The following is a 20494-nucleotide window of genomic DNA, read 5'->3' as shown; positions in this document are numbered from 1 at the left end:
AAATCACCCGTCACATCCATTTCCGGTCCTTATTACATAGAGAAACTTTAAAAAATGTTGAGAAAGTGGTTGAATTATTAGAAAATTAAGTATATGATAAATTACATCACATAACAATGTTATATAACATAACATATTAAAAATTTAAGGGGGAAAACACAATGCAGATGGCAGATGCGGTATTCATGTTTTTAGCGACGATGATGGTTTGGCTTATGACTCCGGGAATTGCCCTATTTTATGGAGGGATGGTAAAGAGCAAGAATGTCCTCAATACGGCAATGCATAGTTATATGCCACTAGCTGTCATTTCTATTCTTTGGGTCCTGATCGGGTACTCCATATCATTTTCACCAGGAAACACTCTCCTTGGCGGTCTGGATTGGGTTGGTTTAAAAGACGTTGGCTTCGCGCCCGGCCCTTACAGCGACACAATTCCTCATAGTTTATTCATGTTATTCCAAATGACTTTCGCGGTCTTGACCGTATCCATCATTGCAGGTGGGATTGCTGAACGGATGAAATTCTCCGCATTCCTGATTTTTACGATCCTGTGGTCTTTATTCGTATACGCACCCGTTGCACACTGGGTATGGGGAGGCGGCTGGTTAGCCAAACTTGGTACTCTCGATTTCGCTGGGGGGAATGTCGTTCATATCTCTTCAGGTGTTGCTGGTCTAGTATTGGCCATCATGTTAGGCAAAAGAAAGGAATCGGGAGACAGTGCACCGCATAATCTTCCTTTAACGTTCCTTGGCGGTTCATTGATCTGGTTTGGCTGGTACGGGTTTAATGTCGGCAGTGCGCTGACAATTAATGCAGTGGCGATGAATGTTTTCGTGAATACGGCAGTTGCAGCCGCGGCCGGTATCATCGGCTGGTTAATCGTTGAGTATATGACAAATAAAAAGGCAACATTGCTTGGTGCGGTATCAGGGGCCATTTCCGGATTAGTGGCGATTACACCAGCATGTGGGTTCGTGACCACATCTTCTTCCATTCTTATCGGAGTCGTTGGTGGAGCAGTTTGTTACTGGGGTGTATTCTTCCTTAAAAATAAATTGGGATACGATGACGCACTTGATGCTTTCGGCTTACATGGCATTGGAGGTACATGGGGTGGAATCGCGACTGGACTATTTGCTACTACTTCGGTGAATGAAGGGGGAGCCAATGGCTTATTCTACGGAAATTTCGACTTGCTGTGGAAACAAATCGTAGCGATCATTGCCACCTATATATTCGTCGCAGTGGTCACCTATGTCATTGCAAAAGTGATCAACGTGTTCGTTCCATTGCGTGTAAGCGAAGAAGATGAATCTACTGGGCTGGATTTAACGCTTCACGGTGAGAAGGCCTATCACGAATCAATTTAAAGGAGGGGGTTCTATATGTCTCAGGTATTGACGAAAATAGAAATCATTACACGGCCAATCAAGTTTGAGCAGTTTAAAGAAGAGTTAGCGAAGATTGGAGTCAGTGGAATCACTGTTTCAGAAGCGAAAGGGACGGGGCTCCAGAAAAGTTACGTCGAAACATATCGGGGCCGGAATCGGGAAATATCTTTACATGAACGGATGAAGATAGAAATCGTGGTGTGTGAAGTTCCTGTTCAAGAGGTCGTGGATGTCGCAAGGAAATTCTTAAGCACCGGAAAACCGGGAGACGGAAAGATATTCATTTATGAATTAGCCAATGTGGTCAATATCAGGACAGGTAAAGAAGGCCATGATGCATTAAAGAACGAATAGATTCTGCAGATTAGAAAAAGGAGGAGGAAGATGGGCAAGCTGATTCAGATTGTTGCCAGGAAAAAGCAAAAGATAGTGGCTGAACTTATATCCAAGAACATTTATCAAGCCACTGACAGGTCCTATTTGTTGGAATTGCCGCTAAAGAATTTAGAATCAATTCTGCTACTTCGAACATCCCCATCTCAGAAAGCGGATTTATAAATTTGAAAACCGTTTCTTCTATATAAAGGAGAACGGTTTTTCTTATGCTTCTACAGGGGATTGAAAAACCTTTTCGGTAGCGTATTTGAATAGTTTATAACCAGGAAGTGAATTTTATAATATAGGAATGACTTTTTCTTGGTTTCGCCATAGAAATCGGTGAGTGGACCTACTATAATGAAAAGGGGACAAAGTTTAGATCCAGTTTTCTGGGTTTTTCGACGATTTTCGCTTAGTTAATTCAGTTTTTTCTTTTTTTAGGAAAAATACGATGGAAAGTCCCTTTCTTTACATGAAAAAATAATCAATATGTTCTTTATGGGGTGAAGGGAAATGGATAAATTTACGGTTAAATCCGTTTTAAATATTATTAGTGAATTCGTTCCACAAAACGCTTCAATAGCGGTGGCAGATTCGGAGCAGTTCATTTATTATCAACCAAGCAAACAAATTGATGTAGGGATAAAACCTGGGGATTTGATCAGTGAAGGTACGGCCGCATTCAAGGCGTTACAGAGTCGGAAGAAAATTGGTGTTCAAGTGGATAGTGACGTATTTGGCGTCCCGTATTATGGTTTGAGCGTGCCAATCTTGGAAGGCGGGAACCCATTAGGGGCCGTAACAGCTATCCTTCCTTCTAAGCCTTTCGTATTGCCGACTTCATTTTTAACCGTCAAGACGGATGACCGATGGATTCCTCTGCCTTATGAGGAAATCATGTTTTTGGAGGCGCAAAATAGGAAGACGAAGATCCAGTCCCAACGGGTGAGCGGGTTCCATAAATTAAACTTAAGCGAATTGGAATTTGTCTTGCCAAGTGACACGTTCATTCGGGTGCACCGTTCCTATATCGTCAATATCCATTTCATTGAGGAAATCTTGCCTGATTTTCACTCTACATTCTTACTTGTCATGAAGGATCAGTCAAAAATACAAGTCAGTCAAACGTATGCGAGTCAGTTCAGAAGAGCCTTAGGTTTCTAGCCTTTCTGCTTCGTGTAATATAAATTCTGTTTCACGCTCCATTTAAGGCTTTTCATTCATAAAAGAATGTTACAATTACACGTACTTGTTAAAATTAGGTGTAAGAAAAGCGAAAATGGGGGTCTTTTGTATGAACGAAAGCGTTTTCAAAAAAATTCGCAATGAACAACTTAAGGGGAAAGTTGTCACTGCGGAAGAAGCGGCTTCATGGATTAAGGATGGTATGAAACTAGGCATGAGTGGATTTACTCGTGCTGGTGATGCGAAAGTTATTCCAATGGCTCTAGTTGAAAGAGCGAAAACTGAAAAATTCAAAGTTGACGTATATACAGGTGCTTCATTAGGACCTGAAGTCGATCAACATATGGCGGAAGCCGGAATCATAAATAAACGTTTACCATTCCAAGCGGATAAAGGGATTCGTAATAAAATCAATGCTGATGAAATCACGTATGTTGATCAGCATTTATCTCATACAGCGGAATTAGTTCGTCAAGGGATTGTCGGACCAATCGATTTTGCTATCATCGAAGCAGTGGCCATTACAGAAGACGGAATGATCATCCCGACTACTTCTGTGGGTAACTCAGCCATCTTCGTACAGGAAGCAAAAAATGTCATCATTGAATTGAATGTGTCTCATCCAGAAGGATTAGAAGGCATGCATGATATTTATTTACCAGCTCAACAAGGTGAGCGCCAACCGATCCCATTGACGAGTGCGAGTGATCGTATCGGATCAATCGGTATTCCTGTGGACCTTGATAAAGTTATGGGGATTGTTGTGGCAACGGAAACGGATGCCCCTTCAACAATCGTGCCTCCTGATGAAGAGACTGCCATCATGGCCACTCACCTTACTAACTTCCTTCGTGAAGAAATCAAAGCGGGTCGTTTAACTGAATCGCTTGCTCCACTTCAATCAGGTGTAGGTTCGGTTGCAAACGCCGTGTTGAATGGCTTCGTGGATTCTGAATTCAAGGATTTAGAAGTATACTCTGAAGTGTTACAAGATGCCGTGTTCGATCTTATCGATGCTGGAAAAGTTAAATTTGCTTCAGGTTGTTCGATTACTTTAGCTGAAGAAAAAGGCAAGCAAGTTTACGGTGAGCTTGATAAATACCGTGATAAACTTGTTCTTCGTCCACAAGAGATTTCTAACCATCCGGAAATCATCCGCCGTCTTGGCCTGATTTCAATCAATACTGCGTTAGAATGTGACATTTACGGTAACGTAAATTCTACACATGTTTCAGGTACTAGAATGATGAATGGTATCGGTGGTTCTGGAGACTATGCTCGTAACGCACGCTTAGGCATTTTCGTAACGAAATCCTATGCAAAAGGCGGCAAAATCTCTAGTATCGTTCCTTTCGTTTCTCACGTGGATCACACGGAGCATGATGTGGATGTCATCGTTACAGAGCAAGGTTATGCTGATTTACGTGGTCTGGCACCGAAAGAACGTGTACATGCAATCATTGAGAACTGTGCACATCCGGATTACCGTCAACAACTTCGTGATTACTTCAATGAAGCGGTTGCGCAAACGGGTGGACATCAAACACCACATATTCTTGAAAAAGCATTCTCTTGGTATACAAACCTTGCCAAGAACGGTACAATGCTTGACGCTACACTTCAAGATCAAAAATAAGATTATGACCCCCGCTATCGCAGCGGGGTTTTTTAGTGTGCCTGCTTATTGGGGCTTGACCGATAAAGGATCCGGATTGACCGATATCCTGCCTGATTGGACCGATAAAAGGCTCATACTGACCGATATACAGGTGAAACGGACCGATAAAGTGGATGTAACATCTGACTGGAAAATAGGTTTGGTTTATTACAATGCAGGATTCATATACATGTTGAACTTTTTTAAAAATCATTGTTGTGAAATTCCAATAAAATTGTATAGAATGCTACGTTCGGGTTAAAGAAGTATGATAAACTTCTTACAATGATGAGTTGCATTATAAAAATTTACATACATTATTGATCATTTTTTTCTTTAGAAAATATAGGAGGAGATACCTTGTTCAAGGCTAAACTGCATTTTTGGACATTAGAGCTATTGCTATTGTCCGTATTATTTTATGTGGGTACGAAGATTTCGTTTCTTTTTGAACCCATCGTGATTTTTACTTCAACGTTGTTCTTCCCCATACTTATTTCTGGTTTTCTTTATTTCTTGTTCAATCCGACTGTCGATTTGCTCGTTAAAAGAAGAGTTCCAAGAGGATTGGCGATTTTACTGATTTACGTGGTATTCCTTGGTTTAGTAAGTTTATTGGTCGGCCTTGTCGGTCCATCCCTTTCTCGACAGGTTACGGATTTAATCAGTAATCTACCGGATTATTTTAATCAATCAAGAGTTTTCATTGAAGATTTATCGAAATCAAGATGGTTCATGTGGACAATGGAACAGGATTATGTGTCCCTGAATAAAGTGGGAGATTCCCTTCAAAGATATTTGACGGACCTACCAGGCAATATTACCAAAAGTCTGTCTTCCGTATTCAGTGTCGTCACGAATATCACCTTGGTCGTCGTGACGGTCCCATTCATCCTGTTTTACATGTTGAAGGATGGTGACAAGCTACCAAGCGCCATCATGAAATTTGTACCGGCTCGTTACCACAGACCGGCATTATCGGTTCTTCAAGAAACAGGAGAGACCCTTACTACATACATCCAGGGGCAAATGCTTGTCTGCTTGTTTGTTGGAATTGGAACCTTCATTGGGTATTTAATCATTGATTTGCCTTATGCCTTCCTATTTGCATTAATTGGTGCAGTCACCAATATCATTCCATATGTAGGGCCCTTTATCGGGGCCGCCCCTGCGGTGATTGTGGCCTTGGTCCATTCGCCGACACAGGCGCTCTTGGTCATTCTGGTCATCACGATCGTTCAGCAGCTGGATGGGAATGTCATTTCGCCTTTGGTCATAGGGAAGAAGTTGAATACCCATCCGCTAACGATCATCATCCTTTTGCTGGTCGCGGGAAATATTGCGGGAATCATTGGGATGATCCTTGCTGTGCCGACTTATTCGGTCATTAAAACGATAGTCTTGAATATCGTGAAGTTCATCAGGATCAGGAAAGAGGAAAAGTTGGAAGAAGATTTAATCGAATGAAAAAATGGGACCCACTCTCAAAGAGTCGGTCCCATTTTTCGTTCAAAGGGATTATAAACCTAATGAAATATATTTAACCTCTAAGAATTCTTCGATACCATGATGTCCACCTTCGCGGCCAAGCCCGCTTTGCTTGAAGCCGCCAAACGGTGCTTGTGGAACGGAAGGAAGGCCGTCATTCAGTCCGACGATGCCGAATTCCAAGGCTTCGGTAACTTTGATGCCCCTTGAGATGTTCTCGGTGAAGACATATGCTGCCAGACCGAAAATGGAGTCGTTCGCCCGTTGAACCGCTTCTTCATCTGTCTTGAACGAGGCGATGGGAGCTAATGGCCCGAATGTTTCTTCATTCATACAAAGCATGCTATCGTCAATGTTGGAAAGGATGGTCGGTTCAAGGAACAGCCCACCGATTGATTTTCCGCCAGTTTCTAGTTTGGCTCCGCTGCTGATAGCTTCGTCAATTTGTTTTTGCACTTTCTCGACTGCATTCTGGTCAATAAGCGGTCCGATATCAACGCCTTCTTCTAGGCCGTTGCCTACTTTCAGTTCTTTCACCTTGGCAACAAGCTTTTCGATGAAGGCGTCTTGGATGGATTCATGAACATAAATGCGGTTCGAACACACGCATGTTTGTCCGGCATTCCGGAACTTGGAACTGATGATGCCTTCAACGGCTTTATCGAGGTTGGCATCCTCTAGAACGATGGCTGGTGCGTGTCCGCCAAGTTCAAGCGATACCTTCTTCACGGTATCGGCCGATCCCTTCATTAAGGTTTTACCGACTTCCGTTGAACCGGTGAAGGTCAATTTGCGAATCCGGGTATCTTGAAGCCAAGTTTCGCCGATTTCCGATGATTTACCTGTCACGACATTAATGACACCTTTTGGAATGCCTGCTTGTTCAGCCAATTCGGCCATTTTCAAAGCTGTAATCGGCGTCAGGTTCGCCGGTTTAATGACAACGGTGCAACCGACGGCAAGTGCGGGTGCCACTTTTCGCGTAATCATCGCTGCCGGGAAATTCCATGGGGTAATGACGGCTACGACACCGACTGGTTGTTTGGTTACAAAAAGTCGCTTATTCGTAGTGGAGGCAGGAATCGTTTCCCCATACACCCGTTTTCCTTCTTCGGCAAACCAGGATAAAAATCCATTCGCATAGTTCATTTCCCCAAGGGCTTCTTTCAAGGGTTTCCCTTGTTCCTGTGTCATGATTTTAGCTAGTTCTTCTTTATTGTCGTCGATCAATTTATGCCATTTCCAGATCAAATCCGCACGTTCGTAAACAGAGAGGGCAGACCAACCTGTAAAGGCCGCATAAGCAGCATCAGCAGCTTTGGCTGCTTCCGTGGCTCCTCCTTTTGGAACAGTGGCTACAATTTCATCCGTTGCCGGGTTTCTCACTTCGATCTTTTCAAGTCCGTGATCGGACCATTCCCCGTTAATGTATAATCCGTACTCTTTCATGATAAAACCTCCCGTTTTGTAAAAACTTGTTCTTTATTTAGAGTGAATGTCTATAAGCTAATATCATCTGCTATATAAAAGTATAAACACTTTTCGGGGAATCTTAAATGAATTTGATTGGTCAGTTTTTAAAAAGCGCTCATAAGTCCCGTTAAAAAGGGAAACAAAACATGTTGAGGGAATTTTTAATAGGTTAATGGAAAGGTGGGTCCATGTGTAAGAGTGGAGGGGGAATCCATATAAAAAGAGGATAGAGTGTGCAGAGTTCTCTGCTTGCCTCTATCCTCTTTGGAATGTTTAGTTTTATTGATCTCTGGAGGCGGCTACTTCACCCACATTGTTGTAATTTTGGTGATTTGGATCAAATTCACCTTCCGTTTTAGAAATGACAACAGTAGCAACACTGTTTCCGATAAGGTTCGTGATGGCACGAGCTTCCGACATGAATCGGTCAACCCCTAATAGAAGCGCCATACCTTCAACGGGAATCATCGGGAAAGCAGCTAAAGTTGCGGCAAGGGTGATGAAACCGGATCCTGTTACGCCCGCAGCCCCTTTAGATGTTAACATCAAGATCCCTAGAAGGGTTATTTCCTGCCAGATGCTTAAGTCCACGCCATAGGCTTGGGCGATGAAAATGGCAGCCATCGACAGGTAAATCGATGTGCCATCCAGGTTAAAGGAATAACCGGTTGGGACAACCAATCCGACGACGGGCTTTGAACATCCGTAATTCTCAAGTTTCTTCATCACACTTGGCAAAGCGGATTCGGAAGAAGATGTACCTAATACTAATAGAAGTTCTTCTTTCAAATACGCAATGAATTTGAAAATGTTGAAGCCGTAGAATTTTGCTATGCCGCCAAGGACGATGATGATGAATAGCGCCATAGTGATATATACGCTAGCCATTAATTGCCCTAAAGAACTTAGAGAACCCAGACCGAACTTCCCGATGGTATAGGCCATTGCCCCAAACGCGGCAAGTGGTGAAAATTTCATGATGATACCAACGATGCCGAAGAAAATATCAGCAATATGTTGGAGGAAGGAGACGACAGGTTGGACTTTTGGTCCAATCATGGCCATTGATATACCGAATAAAACGGCAAAGAACAGGATAGGAAGCAACTCTCCGCCAGCCATTGCAGCAACGGCATTGTCCGGAATGATGTTGGAGATAAAGGCAATAGCGCCGTGTTCTGTTTCCTCGGCAGCGGTTGTATATTGCGATACATCTCCGCCTTCAACCGATTCAATGTTAAAGCCTTTTCCGGGCCCTAACAGGTTGACCACGATAAGACCGATTGCGAGGGCCACGGTGGAAACGATTTCGAAGTAAAGAAGGGCCTTTCCACCGATCCGGCCAACCTTTTTCATGTCACCCATACCACCGATTCCGATAACGACCGTTAAGAATATGATCGGAGCGATGACCATTTTTATCATTTTAATGAATAAATCAGCTAAGATCTTCAGCTGTTCACCGAAAGCAGGGAATAAGAAACCGACTGTGATACCTAGGATGATACCTATGATGACTTGGACAGTTAAATTCTTTAATAGTTTCATGCTATATTCTCCTTTGTTATATGATAGCGCTTTCTTTAATTAACTATAGTGTAACAGATGGAAGAGTCAGAAAATTCTTTTGGTGATATTGTTCTTTTTGGTCTTTTTGGTCTTGGTCGAGTGAGAGGGAGGATGACGAAGAGTAGCTCGCAGAACGACAAAAAAAAGCACCAGTCGAAACCGGTGCTTTAGGAATTCAATGTTCAAAAGGCTTGATAAGGCCGTATAGGGTTTCAATGACAGGAAGTTGGATATTGGCTTTTTTGGCGAGCCTTAGGGCGCCCCCCTGTAAATGCTCCACTTCGAGCGAATGGTTTTTACGGCGGTCTTGATGCATGGAGGAGGTAGCTTCATCAGGTAAAGCCGCTATGTCTTCCAATGATTTGGCGATGTTCTTTTCTGTCAATCCAATGCCGTTAGCGTTAGCGAGCATCTGCATTTCAACGAGTGCCTTTTCCAGTAACCCATGGGTTTCTGGATATTTTCGGATGGTCCCTATCGGAAGGTCGGATGCTGTTGTTACACCGGAGAAAGCCGTAATGAACATATATTTAATCCATAGCCGAATTAATATATGTTCCGTTCTGCTTGCTCCCATGATGGCTGAACTGACTGCCTGTTCAAATTCATCACAGATTTCTTGTTGAGAGGGATGAAGCGGGCCATACACCAAGTCATGGTTCCGATTGGAATGGATGACATGACCCTTTTTGTCTAATGTAGCGATAATGAAGGCACTTCCCCCGATGACGTTCTCTTCTCCCAGTTCCTTTTGAAGAATGGAGATATGCTCTAAACCATTCAAAAGTGGAAGGACTTTGGCTCCTTTATCGACTAGATTCTTCAAATCTGGTATCGTCCCTTGAAGGTGGAAGCCTTTTACTGTCAGAAGGACTAGGTCGACCTGTTGTATGTCATTTACGTCCTCCGTGAAATGAAGATCGTTAAAATCATAGTTTCCATGTGGACTTGTTATGCGCAACCCTTGATCCCTCATTTGTTGGGCCCGGTTTTTACGAACAAGGAATTTAACAGGCTGTCCGGCTTGCTGCAATCTACCTCCATAATAGGAGCCTAGTGCACCGGCCCCGATAATGACTATATTCAATTTGCGCACCTCACTTCTGATTAGATGAACCAATCATACCATTAACGGAATTTTCGGTAAATATGGATTGTGAGGTATGAACTAGAGAAGGAAAAAAAGGCAAAAAAAAACAGCCACAATGTTACAAGCTGTTTACAACGTTATTGATAGACTTTAACTTTTACTGTTTTTCTGCCCCAATTAAGAGCTTTCGTTTTGGAAGAATAGAAGACGTCAATTTTTTTCCCTTTAATCGCACCACCTGTATCGGCTGCGATTGCTTCGCCGTATCCTTCTACATGAACTTTTGTTCCTAGTGGAATGACTTTAGGATCGACGGAGATGGCTTTAACCTTCGGGTTTTTCTTTAAATTAAGACCTATTGCTGTAATCCCACTGCATCCTTTGCAGTTTGCTGTGTAGGCCGAAGCGTTTACCGTTAACGTTTTATATTTTTTAGAAGCTTTTTTTGCTTTAGGCGTTGCTTTAGTTGTGGACTTCTTAAGTTTTAATGTTTGTTTTACTTTGATGTGATCGTTTTTAAGGTTATTCCAACTCTTTAGTTGTTTGACCGTTATGTTATGTTTACTCGCGATGCCCCATAGTGTGTCACCACTTTTAACTTTATATGTAGTAGTAGCAGCTGATGAAACTCCGGAAAAACTAAATACCAGGAAGAAAGCAGTGATAATTGGAAGTAGTATTTTTTTCAAAATATATATTCTCCTTTGTTTTAAAGCGTAGACTTAGAATAACAGGTCTATATGACAAGGATGTTTCGGTGATATAGTAATTGTGTTACAAAAACATTTCAAATGAAAATAAACTAGGTCAAAAGAAGTAAAATTTTCTTGGTTTTATAGAACGTATTTGACAATATATTCAGTTTTTTTGCTTGAAATTTCAATAAAATACTATATTTTGTATAAAAAGGGTAGTGATGTGTGAGGCGAAATACCTATCCTTTTTGTTTGATAGGCTAAGAGTATCTCGATGATTACTTTTCATTGAGGGGGTTGTCTATTATATGAAGAGGAGGAGAATTTAGCGTTCTAATGATAGTCGAATGATTTTCTATTCATCCATATAAAAGAAGCCGATAGCTTCGAACTATCGGCTTCGAGACATTTCTTATTTTTGTAGTGCGAATTCAGATGCGAAATCAACGAGCATTTTTTGATAGACTTCGACTGATTCGAGATTGACGTATTCCCGGTCGCCATGCCAATTCTCTCCTTTTGGACCGAATTCGATGGCTGGGATGCCATAAGCGGCAAAGAAGATGGTGTCAGCGGAACCGTGTTGACCGAAAATGACTGCTTCCTGTTTGGTATTCTTTTCGATGATTGGTCGGAGCAAGGTAATGAAAGGATCTTTTTCCTCGGTATTAACAGGCTTGCTATACATGTTCACATGCACATTCTTGCCTGCCACACTTTCAATCTGCTCAACGATTTCCTCCATTGTTTGGGTAGGTAGATAACGGATATCGAGGCTGAGTAAACAAGCATCGGGTACTTTATTGTATACATCTCCACCCTTTATTTTTGCCAGATTGAGTGAAGGGGAAGCGTAAAGGGGGGTATGATCCTGGGTGAAAGGAAGTTCCTGAATCTTTTTGTAGATATCATAGGCCTTTTCAATGGCATTGACGCCCTCCCATGGACGGCTTCCATGTGCGGATTTACCGGAAACTTCGATATCCAGACGAAGGGCGCCCTTTGCCTGAAGGCCGATGCCTAACTGTGTTGGTTCGGCACAGATGACGAAATCGCCCCGATATCCGTGCTTCGCCAAATATCCAGAGCAGTTCAGGCCTCCGATTTCTTCATCAGAAACGATTTGTAGCTGTATTTTCAACCCTAAGTCTTTATCTTTTAATTCGGAGAAAGCACACATCATGGCTGCAACCCCAGCCTTCATGTCCGCTGTCCCGCGACCATATAATTTTCCTTCATGTATCTCAGGGAAGAATTGATCAGGCGTTCCGCTGACCACATCGACATGGCCATTCCAAATCACCGTTTTATCTCCGCCACCAATCTCGCTAACGAGCATTTTGTATCCGTTATTTTCTATTACATCCACGCCCAATCCCTGTTGGGTAAGCCAATCGGCGCAAAAATCAACTGCTTTGTTGGCCCCTTCCTTAGAGGAACTTTCAATGGAAACTAAATCTTTAAGTAAATCGATAAGCATGAAAAAAAAACCTCCTATAAATATGCAAACTACTTTCTTATATACCCGTTAAAATGGGCTTGAACCATTAATCTCTTTCAGTGGAAATGTGTTTAGCAAGTTGAATACCGGGGGTAAGTAAAGAGGGAGCGAGAAACACATTCTTTAAGGAGGATGATAGAAATGGATAAACGTATAATTGGTGTATATGATACTGGAGCAGAGGCCATTAAGGCAGTTGAGGCATTACAAGCTGAAGGATATACTCAAGATGATATTTCTGTGGTCGCTAAAGATAAAGAAGAATTAAGAACGGTAAATAAAGAAACAGGTACGAAAGTCGAGGAAGGGCTTGCTACCGGTGCTGCAACCGGTGGAGTACTAGGCGGAACAGCAGGATTCTTAGCAGGAATTGGTGCATTGGCCATTCCTGGTATCGGACCAGTGCTTGCAGCTGGACCAATCGCTGCTACCTTAGCTGGTGCAGCGGTAGGAGCAGGTACAGGAGGTTTGGCTGGAACATTGATCGGCCTTGGTATACCTGAAAAAGAAGCGACTCGATATGAAACGGATGTTAAGAACGGTAAGTTACTTGTATTAGTGGATGCGGATGCGAAAAGAGGCAATTCCTCTTACACAGGCATTACGGAAACGGATGAAACGCTAACTAATCCAAGAAGACCCCTTTAATTTAGAAAAAAAGAGTGGAGCCTTTTAAACTGGTACCTAAAGATCGGACACTTGAAAAAGAGTGTTTAATCTGAACTGCACCCCAATTGTTAGACAACATCTAACAATTGGAGGTGCAGTTTTTTTGACTAAAAGGTGAATTTCTGGATTTCCTTATGCATTTCCTGCGAGAGGGCGTCTAATTCGCCAGCAAGGACATTTAATTGTTCCATCGAGGCATTGGTTTCTTCAATGGAAGCAGATACCTCTTCTGTTCCGGCTGCAGCTTCCTGACTCACGGAATTTAAGTGTCCGGCATTGCCTGACATTACGTGTACTTGGGAAACCATTTCTAGCATCATACTTTTCATTTCATCAAAGTTACTGAATGTGGTCGAAATAATCGATGCAATGTCACCAAAGGCGACTTCGGTGTCGGTGACGGATGTACTCTGATGATCAATTTTTTGGTTGACTTGTTCAATCAGGTTAACCGTATTCGTCGTATCACTTTGCATGGCATAGATGATTTCCGATATTTCCTTTAATGAGTGTTCCGTTTGCTCGGCCAACTTTTTCACTTCATCGGCAACGACGGCAAACCCTTTTCCATGCTCGCCTGCTCTGGCGGCTTCGATGGCTGCATTCAAGGCGAGTAAATTGGTTTGTCTGGCAATTCCCGTTATCGTTTTCACGATATCATTTACAGTATGGGAGCGTACGTCGAGTGACTTCACGGCTGTGCTCATCTTATGGGAGATCAGGGCTGTTTCATTGAATTGCTGTTTTAGGTCCTGGACGGTAACCATCCCATTTTCCGAAGCATTGAACATGCTATCGGATGCCTCGGCCATTAATTCCGTCTGGTTTTTCAGAGTGTTAATTTTATCAGCCATGAGATTTACAGCTGTTTCGTTATTTTGACCGACTTCGATTTGGTCTATGGCACCTGAAGCGATTTGTTCCATCGTCATGGCCACCTCATTTGCGGCAGCTGAGTTTTCTTCTGCACTGGCAACGAGCAGCATGGAGGAATCGGAAACTTTACTCGAAAGGGTATCAACGTTTTTTAACATAGCACTCATATTTTGTGACAATGTGTTGGTGTCTTCAGATAGCTTGCCAAGTTCATCATTTCTCGTAATGGAAATCGTAGTAGCGAAATCACCGCCAGCCATTTTCCGGATGGAATCTTGAAGGCGTTTAATGGGTCTCGTTAAAGAACGAGTGACGAAAATGGCAAAAAGGGTAGCCAGAGCAAAGGTAATGAGTATGGCCATGAGATTACGATTGACCATGGAGCTTGCCCGGTCCAAAACTTCATCTTTATCCACGATACCGGCTATTTTCCAGCCTGTAGTAGGATTGGATGAGTACCCGATGATTTGGCTTTTATCCTCATACTCCTCCATCATGGATCCGGATTCATCCTTCATTCGTTGGAAAAATGGTTCTTTGGAAATATCCTGCATGATTTTCGATTTGTCAGGGTGGGTAATGAAAGACCCTTTCTCATCGAGTAAAACAGCATACCCGTCTTTTCCGAATTTCATTTGATTGATTTTCGCGATTAACGTATCGATTGATATGTCGATGCCCAGAACACCGACCAATTTATCCCCATTAAAAATCGTCTTGGCTGCGGTGATGACAAGGGTATTGGTCGCAGTATCCGTATAAGGATCCGTCCACACGATTTCATTTTCTTCCTTCAAGGCAGCCTGGTACCAATCCCGTTCCCTTGGATCAAAGTCAGCAGGTAAACTTGCTTTGGGGAAAATGATGGTGTTACCATCCTTTTCGGTTCCCATGTACAAACCATTGATTTCCTCATTGGTTGATTGGGTATTGGCAAACTCAGTCATGATTGTATTGATATCTTTATTAGGGGCGGCCATGGTCCCATACTTACTCATTCTATTAAGATGGTCTTCTGTATTTTGAAAAAAACTCTCGAATGAATCATTAATGGACTTTACTTGCCCTTCCGTCGTATTTTTCAGTTCATTTGTCGTTAGTTTGATGGTTTGATTATAGGCAAAGTAAGATATGGTCATTCCACTAATCATAATTAAAGTTAAAAAGGGAATCAGTATTTGTTTTTTGAGGGAATTGAAATACCAATCTTTTAGACTTTTCATGGTTATGCTCCTTTTTATCTACTTCATTTGAGTTCTATAGATATTTCGGCATAAATTCATGATTATTAAGTATTTTGTTAGATAATTCACGAAATTAATTCGTGAAAGGGGTTGGAGAAAACTAGGATCCAGGTGGAAGAAGTCATTATTTAAAGTTAAAAAGGGCTAAGGAATTTAAGTATCAGACATCTATTGAAATTATGAATCCATTAAAACAGTAGTGACTTCCATTGTTAATCAACTGGACTTACAAAAAAGGAGTTGACCGGATGCAGTCAACTCTTTTTTTCGATTGGTTATTCGGTGGGTATACCATATGTAAAAATCATCGGCATAGATGTTTATAGCGTTAATTTTTTGCATCTTTTGAGTTACTAAAAATTTTTAAAATAAAGAGCCCACTAAAGAAAACACCTGGTATCCCTATAATAAAATAAAGAATACCTTTGGGCATGAACATATCATAAAAATATAAAAATATTACAACCCAAAGAAATAGGACAACATATTTATTTAATTTTTTCATTATTAATCTATCACCCTTTTAATTTAATAAAGATCTATCCAACCGTTATTAGATCTCTTATCTCTTTTATCAAGTTGTTTAGCAATTTGAGTTCCAACATCTAAATAATTCAAAGCAACAGTGACGCAAGCGCCTACTGCTAAAGCTAATTTTGGTGCTCCCCATGCCTTCAAACGACTAACAACAGTTTTTGTGAATAATTTTTCTGCCTGTTTTTTCCCTTTTTTTAGAATGAATGATTGAATAGCACCAACTCCACCGCCTACGGCAAAACCAATAGCTCCATTAAATACAGCTCCAGCAAACTTCACACCGACTTTTACCTGAACAGCATGTGCAGTTTCAACTCCAAATGTTTTGTTTAAAAGGTCTATAGAAACTTGTACGACATCATCACTATTGTCAGTTGAAGTGTTACTATTCTTAACTTGTTCTTCCAACTCAGTTTGCGCCAAATTTAAATCATTATAGGTCTCTGAACGTTCATCAAAAAAATCAACCATAGCTTTAGTGAAAAACATTTTTTCTTCTTCACTTTCCAATCCAGCTATAGCAACTTGTTCTTGTACTATTGAATTGAATAATTCTTTCTCTTCTTTATTCATTTCATCTACTGATGGCATGTTTTCACTTCTTCATCAAGATCAAAGTCTTCAGATAGAACCTTTGCATCCAATTCAACTTCAGTTGAAATACCTTCTACTGTTTCAGAAGCTAACACATCTTCAAGTGTTGACCTGGAATTTCACTTTCACTTGCAAAACTACTTAAAGAACCAAAAGAACTACATAATAATGTTAAAACAGTTAGAATGGAAACTTTTTTTAAAAATGAATTTTTTATCAAGAATATCCCCCTATTACTAACCGTAAAAATATATCTTCATATGTAATATAAGTAAATCCAGCAAATTACTTATATGGCTCCGGTTATTAGTGATTTAGTAATAAAACTTTGGGTGATTTTCTATAAATGTACACTATTCTTGAATATTGAAACGGTATTTTGTGAATGCATAAGAAGTATGTCTCGTGTGGAAAAAGAAAGTAGGTGAATTGAATTTGTCTTTCAAAAGAAAATTATCTGTTATTTTCTTTCTATTTTTGATGTGCTTTTTTAACGGGGAAACGATGCAGGCGGCTTATGAAGAGCAATCGATGGCAAGGGAAATGCAGCGTATCGTAGATGGGTCGCCTGCTTTAACCGGTGCCTTGGCCGGAATTTCGATTCGATCAGCACGTACAGGGGAATTGGTGTATGAGCATGATGCGGAGATCAGGATGAGACCCGCTTCGAACATGAAGCTACTGACGGCGGCAGCGGCACTCGAAGTGTTAGGGGAGGATCATGTTTTTCAAACGGAACTATACATAAAAGGAGTACAGGTCGCAAATGTTCTTCAGGGTGATGTGTATTTGAAGGGAAAGGGAGATCCGACGTTGCTGGAAAAGGACTTTGATGCGTTGGCGAAGGCGTTGAAGCGACATCATATCTCCTATGTCCATGGAGACCTTATCGGGGATGATGCTTGGTATGATGATGAGCGTTACTCTCCTGATATCGTTCGTAGTGATGAGCAAGAGTACTACGGTGCTGCCGTTTCAGCCTTAAACGCTGCCCCTGATGAAGAGTACGATACCGGAACGGTTCTTTTAGAAATATCACCAGGGAAAAGGACGGGAAAAAAGGCAATCGTGACGATGCAACCACAGACGGATTATGTCAAGGTCATAAATAGAACTATAACCGTACCAGTGGAAGGAAAAAAGAAAATCAAGGTTGAGCGCGATCATGACCAGAATGTGATGACAATCACGGGGACAATCCCTGAACATAGTGTGGCGGTGAAGGAATATATGGCGGTGGTTGATCCCACCGGTTATGCTTTAAGATTATTTGAACAGTCCATGAAGAAACAGGGCATCAAGGTATCAGGTGAACGAAAACAGGGGAAAACGTCGGAACAGGCGAAAAGGATTGCCACCCATGAATCGATGACACTTCCACAACTGCTCGTCCCCTTCATGAAGTTGAGCAATAATAGCCATGCCGAAGTTCTGGTGAAAGAAATGGGCAAGGTTGCGAACGGGAAGGGCAGTTGGGAGGATGGATTGGAAATAGCCGAAAGTAAGCTCGAACTGATGGGGATGGATATGGAGTCAGTCATGATGCGGGATGGTTCGGGCATTTCCCAAGTTAATCTGATATCAGCAAACGAACTGACACACTTGCTCTATATAGCTCAGGATAAAACATGGTTGCCTTCCTATGTAAATGCATTACCGGTTGCTGGTGTTAAAGAAAAGATGATTGGTGGTACATTGGGAAACCGGATGGAACAGACGGCGGCAGCGGGAAATGTCCGCGCAAAAACAGGGACGATTTCCGCTACAAGCACGTTGTCCGGATATGTGACAACCAAAAGCGGGGAAGGCATCATCTTTTCAATCCTCTTGAACAATTTTGTGGAGGATAAGGGAATCAGGGACATCCAAGATAAGATAGCCGTGTGGCTAGCGGAACAGGAAAATCTGTTAGAAAGTGAGCGTTGATCGTCTTTTAGAGACAAACGCCTGTAATTCCAAAAAGTCGGTGATGAGAAAATCGGCGTCAGCCAATTCATTCGCAGCGGCAAAACCAAATTGACAACCGACAGTGACTAATCCATTTTCCTTTGCCGCTTCGATATCGGATTTCCGGTCGCCAACCAGGACGGCTTCTTCAATGTTATGGTCTTTCAACAACATGTGGACTAAATCCGTTTTCGAGCCTATCAGAGACCTCTCGACACTATAAATGTCCGCAAAATATTCATGAAGGTGAAAATATGCACAGATTTCCTCCAAATACTTTTCAAGTCCGTTACTGGCTACGAATATAGGAATGCCTTGTTGTTTGAAGAGTGAAAAGGTCTCGATGACGTTTGGAAAGAGCTGACCTTTTCCTTCTTTGATCTCTTGATTCAAACACTCAAGAAAAAGTTTGTCTGCTTGATTCCTGATCGATTCGGCGTGATTTGGCAATAGAGTTTCCCATACGACCTTTAATGGAACGCCCATGATTTTTTGGTAGATAGCAAGAGGGGCTTCTCCTTGCCAATGTCCCTCTGAACGTAGGACTTCGAACGTTCTTTCAAGTGAAGAACCTAAAATCTTGTTTGTTTGAAACAGGGTGCCGTCCATATCAAAGATGACGGCAAACGGAATAGTAGTCATGATTTGCACCTCTTTATTTTTTTGCTCCCGAAGGAGGATTCCAAGGGAGGGGATATAGAAATACATAGTAGAAGGAGGGGTTCGATGAATTTCCCAACAATTCGTGGACAGCACACGATTTCCAAGCTTATTGCTGATATAAAGAAATTGCCTACTGAACAAACGCCCTATTTAATTGCCATAGATGGTCGGGGTGGTTCTGGAAAAAGTACACTTGCTGCCTATATTCAAGCCCAATCTCAAGATGTCACGATTGTTCATATGGATGATTTCTATTTACCTTCTACAAGAAGAACCCAAATTCCTCCAGACAAGAATTTAATTGGTGCGGATTACGATTGGCCTCGCGTTTGTGGCCAGGTTTTGCAACCGCTTACTTCTGGAGTGGAAGCGGTGTACCAACGTTACGATTGGGAAACTGATGAACTGGCTGAATGGCATTCCGTCCCATCGGGTGGAACCGTCATTATTGAAGGTACCTACTCCACTCGTCTTGAATTAGCTCCATTCTATGATTTTACCATTTGGGTGGAGTGCCCCCGAGATAAGCGATTAGCCCGGGGGATTGAGAGGGATGGAGAAGAGATGCGTCCAATGTGGGAAGATAACTGGATGGTCTATGAAGATCTCTATGTTGATGCACATGGTCCACGCGATAGGGTGAATCTTGTTGTGGACGGAACGAGATGAATAGGGTCTCATTCTTTTCATTTCTCGCGGATGATGGTCTTGTACCCCACGTCCATTTCCCCTTGCTATCCATCATCGATTCTGGTCTTTGGTCATAGAATATGAGGATGAGGTTGCTTTTCATTATAAGGGTTTACCTGTAAAATTCATATTGGATATTTAGAAGGATTTCTCTAAGAGACAGAGATATTGGAGGAGACATATGTTTACTAACGAAGAACAAGCTGGTGTATATAAAGCGATTTTCAACCGGAGGGATATCAGGAGTTTTTTACCCGACCCGATATCAAAGGAAACCTTGCATAAGATTTTGGAAGCGGGACATCATGCCCCGTCAGTTGGGTTCATGCAGCCTTGGAGTTTCATCGTCGTTTCGAATCCAGAAATTAAAGAGCGTTTGGCCTGGGCCGCAGATAAAGAGAGAAGAGCGCTTGCCGTTCATTATGAGGGCGAAAAAGAAAACAAGTTTCTTAGTTTGAAAGTAGAAGGGTTGAAGGAAGCACCTTATACGATCTGTGTGACATGTGATCCGACGCGGGGAGGGTCACATGTGTTGGGGCGAAACTCCATCCCTGAAACGGATATTCTATCAACAGCCTGTGCCATTCAGAATATGTGGTTAGCCGCCTGTGCGGAAGGGTTGGCGATGGGGTGGGTCAGCTTTTATAAGAAAAATGACATCCGCGATATCTTGGAAATTCCGCCACACGTCGAGCCTGTTGCGCTGATGTCGATCGGCTACACTGATCAATATCCCGATAAACCGATTCTTGAAACGGCCAATTGGGAAAAGCGCCGTTCGATGGATGATTTGATTTTTCTGGATAAATGGGGGAGATACTAGAATTAGTAGGGTTCACTT

19 protein-coding genes are annotated in these 20494 nt (G+C 42.1%); 11 read left to right on the top strand and 8 right to left on the bottom strand.

Annotation, left to right across the window (positions count from 1 at the left end; translation table 11 throughout):
- The first annotated feature begins 161 nt into the window (after window positions 1-161).
- The 7 genes from ACIQXN_RS11855 to ACIQXN_RS11825 all read left to right on the top strand — a co-directional run bounded on the left by ACIQXN_RS11855 (window position 162) and on the right by ACIQXN_RS11825 (window position 6084).
- The gene (locus tag ACIQXN_RS11855; protein ID WP_402966540.1) at window positions 162-1376 is read left to right on the top strand and encodes an ammonium transporter; all 1215 of its coding nucleotides are present in this window, start codon (window positions 162-164) and stop codon (window positions 1374-1376) included.
- Window positions 1377-1391: 15 nt separating this feature from the next.
- Window positions 1392-1751 (top strand): P-II family nitrogen regulator, encoded by a 360-nt coding sequence (locus ACIQXN_RS11850; protein ID WP_402966538.1) that lies wholly within the window; start codon window positions 1392-1394, stop codon window positions 1749-1751.
- A gap of 30 nt (window positions 1752-1781) precedes the next feature.
- A complete protein-coding gene (locus ACIQXN_RS11845; RefSeq protein WP_402966536.1) occupies window positions 1782-1955 on the top strand; it encodes a hypothetical protein in 174 nt (57 codons plus the stop codon).
- 333 nt (window positions 1956-2288) lie between these two features.
- Window positions 2289-2939, top strand: a complete 651-nt coding sequence (locus ACIQXN_RS11840) for a LytTR family DNA-binding domain-containing protein (RefSeq protein ID WP_402966534.1) — start codon at window positions 2289-2291, stop codon at window positions 2937-2939.
- Window positions 2940-3069: 130 nt separating this feature from the next.
- Window positions 3070-4596: a succinyl-CoA:acetate CoA-transferase ScpC gene (scpC, locus tag ACIQXN_RS11835; RefSeq protein ID WP_402966532.1), complete on the top strand. Its 1527-nt coding sequence runs from the start codon at window positions 3070-3072 to the stop codon at window positions 4594-4596.
- Between the two features lie 37 nt (window positions 4597-4633).
- Window positions 4634-4879: a hypothetical protein gene (locus ACIQXN_RS11830; protein WP_402966530.1), complete on the top strand. Its 246-nt coding sequence runs from the start codon at window positions 4634-4636 to the stop codon at window positions 4877-4879.
- Between the two features lie 98 nt (window positions 4880-4977).
- The gene (locus ACIQXN_RS11825; RefSeq protein ID WP_402966528.1) at window positions 4978-6084 is read left to right on the top strand and encodes an AI-2E family transporter; all 1107 of its coding nucleotides are present in this window, start codon (window positions 4978-4980) and stop codon (window positions 6082-6084) included.
- Between the two features lie 51 nt (window positions 6085-6135).
- On the opposite strand, the gene ACIQXN_RS11820 is transcribed toward ACIQXN_RS11825, so the two are convergent.
- The 5 genes from ACIQXN_RS11820 to ACIQXN_RS11800 all read right to left on the bottom strand — a co-directional run bounded on the left by ACIQXN_RS11820 (window position 6136) and on the right by ACIQXN_RS11800 (window position 12412).
- Window positions 6136-7554, bottom strand: a complete 1419-nt coding sequence (locus tag ACIQXN_RS11820) for an NAD-dependent succinate-semialdehyde dehydrogenase (RefSeq protein WP_402966526.1) — start codon at window positions 7552-7554, stop codon at window positions 6136-6138.
- Between the two features lie 303 nt (window positions 7555-7857).
- Window positions 7858-9126 carry a dicarboxylate/amino acid:cation symporter gene (locus ACIQXN_RS11815; protein WP_402966524.1) on the bottom strand — a complete coding sequence of 423 codons (1269 nt, stop codon included), beginning with the start codon at window positions 9124-9126 and terminating at the stop codon, window positions 7858-7860.
- Between the two features lie 196 nt (window positions 9127-9322).
- Window positions 9323-10234 (bottom strand): ketopantoate reductase family protein, encoded by a 912-nt coding sequence (locus ACIQXN_RS11810; protein WP_402966522.1) that lies wholly within the window; start codon window positions 10232-10234, stop codon window positions 9323-9325.
- Window positions 10235-10374: 140 nt separating this feature from the next.
- Window positions 10375-10926: a 3D domain-containing protein gene (locus ACIQXN_RS11805; protein WP_402966520.1), complete on the bottom strand. Its 552-nt coding sequence runs from the start codon at window positions 10924-10926 to the stop codon at window positions 10375-10377.
- Between the two features lie 418 nt (window positions 10927-11344).
- Window positions 11345-12412 (bottom strand): M20 family metallopeptidase, encoded by a 1068-nt coding sequence (locus ACIQXN_RS11800; RefSeq protein WP_402966518.1) that lies wholly within the window; start codon window positions 12410-12412, stop codon window positions 11345-11347.
- A 162-nt stretch (window positions 12413-12574) separates the two neighbouring features.
- On the opposite strand from ACIQXN_RS11800, the gene ACIQXN_RS11795 reads away from it, so the two are divergent.
- Entirely contained in the window at window positions 12575-13081 is a 507-nt protein-coding gene (locus ACIQXN_RS11795) for a YflT domain-containing protein (RefSeq protein WP_402966516.1), read from the top strand.
- A gap of 128 nt (window positions 13082-13209) precedes the next feature.
- Here the strand turns inward: ACIQXN_RS11795 and ACIQXN_RS11790 are convergent, their stop codons facing one another.
- Complete coding sequence (locus ACIQXN_RS11790; protein WP_402966514.1) at window positions 13210-15201, bottom strand: methyl-accepting chemotaxis protein; 1992 nt, start codon at window positions 15199-15201, stop codon at window positions 13210-13212.
- A gap of 549 nt (window positions 15202-15750) precedes the next feature.
- Window positions 15751-16350, bottom strand: coding sequence for a hypothetical protein (locus ACIQXN_RS11785; protein WP_402966512.1), 600 nt, complete (start codon window positions 16348-16350; stop codon window positions 15751-15753).
- 408 nt (window positions 16351-16758) lie between these two features.
- On the opposite strand from ACIQXN_RS11785, the gene dacB reads away from it, so the two are divergent.
- Complete coding sequence (gene dacB, locus ACIQXN_RS11780; RefSeq protein ID WP_402966510.1) at window positions 16759-18279, top strand: D-alanyl-D-alanine carboxypeptidase/D-alanyl-D-alanine endopeptidase; 1521 nt, start codon at window positions 16759-16761, stop codon at window positions 18277-18279.
- Here the strand turns inward: dacB and ACIQXN_RS11775 are convergent.
- Window positions 18262-18942 (bottom strand): HAD hydrolase-like protein, encoded by a 681-nt coding sequence (locus ACIQXN_RS11775; RefSeq protein ID WP_402966508.1) that lies wholly within the window; start codon window positions 18940-18942, stop codon window positions 18262-18264. The genes dacB and ACIQXN_RS11775 overlap by 18 nt on opposite strands.
- Window positions 18943-19026: 84 nt before the next feature.
- On the opposite strand from ACIQXN_RS11775, the gene ACIQXN_RS11770 reads away from it, so the two are divergent.
- Together ACIQXN_RS11770 and bluB are read left to right on the top strand one after the other, a co-directional pair.
- On the top strand, window positions 19027-19632 hold the full coding sequence (locus ACIQXN_RS11770; protein WP_402966506.1) for a uridine kinase family protein: 606 nt from the start codon (window positions 19027-19029) through the stop codon (window positions 19630-19632).
- Window positions 19633-19834: 202 nt separating this feature from the next.
- Window positions 19835-20476 carry a 5,6-dimethylbenzimidazole synthase gene (gene bluB, locus ACIQXN_RS11765; protein ID WP_402966504.1) on the top strand — a complete coding sequence of 214 codons (642 nt, stop codon included), beginning with the start codon at window positions 19835-19837 and terminating at the stop codon, window positions 20474-20476.
- Window positions 20477-20494 lie beyond the last annotated feature (18 nt).

Source organism: Peribacillus sp. NPDC097295 (genome assembly GCF_044761665.1).
Taxonomy (GTDB): Bacteria; Bacillota; Bacilli; order Bacillales; family DSM-1321; genus Peribacillus.
The sequence above is the reverse complement of the archived record's forward strand: the minus strand, read 5'-3'. Positions and strand labels throughout refer to the sequence as shown.

Excerpts from the sequence above, each read along its gene's own strand:
- ACIQXN_RS11770 (WP_402966506.1), top strand. The coding sequence starts at position 19,027 with ATGAATTTCCCAACAATTCGTGGACAGCACACGATTTCCAAGCTTATT.
- ACIQXN_RS11775 (WP_402966508.1), bottom strand. The coding sequence starts at position 18,942 with ATGACTACTATTCCGTTTGCCGTCATCTTTGATATGGACGGCACCCTG.
- scpC (WP_402966532.1), top strand. The coding sequence starts at position 3,070 with ATGAACGAAAGCGTTTTCAAAAAAATTCGCAATGAACAACTTAAGGGG.
- ACIQXN_RS11785 (WP_402966512.1), bottom strand. The coding sequence starts at position 16,350 with ATGCCATCAGTAGATGAAATGAATAAAGAAGAGAAAGAATTATTCAAT.
- ACIQXN_RS11850 (WP_402966538.1), top strand. The coding sequence starts at position 1,392 with ATGTCTCAGGTATTGACGAAAATAGAAATCATTACACGGCCAATCAAG.
- ACIQXN_RS11820 (WP_402966526.1), bottom strand. The coding sequence starts at position 7,554 with ATGAAAGAGTACGGATTATACATTAACGGGGAATGGTCCGATCACGGA.
- ACIQXN_RS11815 (WP_402966524.1), bottom strand. The coding sequence starts at position 9,126 with ATGAAACTATTAAAGAATTTAACTGTCCAAGTCATCATAGGTATCATC.
- bluB (WP_402966504.1), top strand. The coding sequence starts at position 19,835 with ATGTTTACTAACGAAGAACAAGCTGGTGTATATAAAGCGATTTTCAAC.
- ACIQXN_RS11855 (WP_402966540.1), top strand. The coding sequence starts at position 162 with ATGCAGATGGCAGATGCGGTATTCATGTTTTTAGCGACGATGATGGTT.
- ACIQXN_RS11800 (WP_402966518.1), bottom strand. The coding sequence starts at position 12,412 with ATGCTTATCGATTTACTTAAAGATTTAGTTTCCATTGAAAGTTCCTCT.
- ACIQXN_RS11795 (WP_402966516.1), top strand. The coding sequence starts at position 12,575 with ATGGATAAACGTATAATTGGTGTATATGATACTGGAGCAGAGGCCATT.
- ACIQXN_RS11840 (WP_402966534.1), top strand. The coding sequence starts at position 2,289 with ATGGATAAATTTACGGTTAAATCCGTTTTAAATATTATTAGTGAATTC.
- ACIQXN_RS11845 (WP_402966536.1), top strand. The coding sequence starts at position 1,782 with ATGGGCAAGCTGATTCAGATTGTTGCCAGGAAAAAGCAAAAGATAGTG.
- ACIQXN_RS11790 (WP_402966514.1), bottom strand. The coding sequence starts at position 15,201 with ATGAAAAGTCTAAAAGATTGGTATTTCAATTCCCTCAAAAAACAAATA.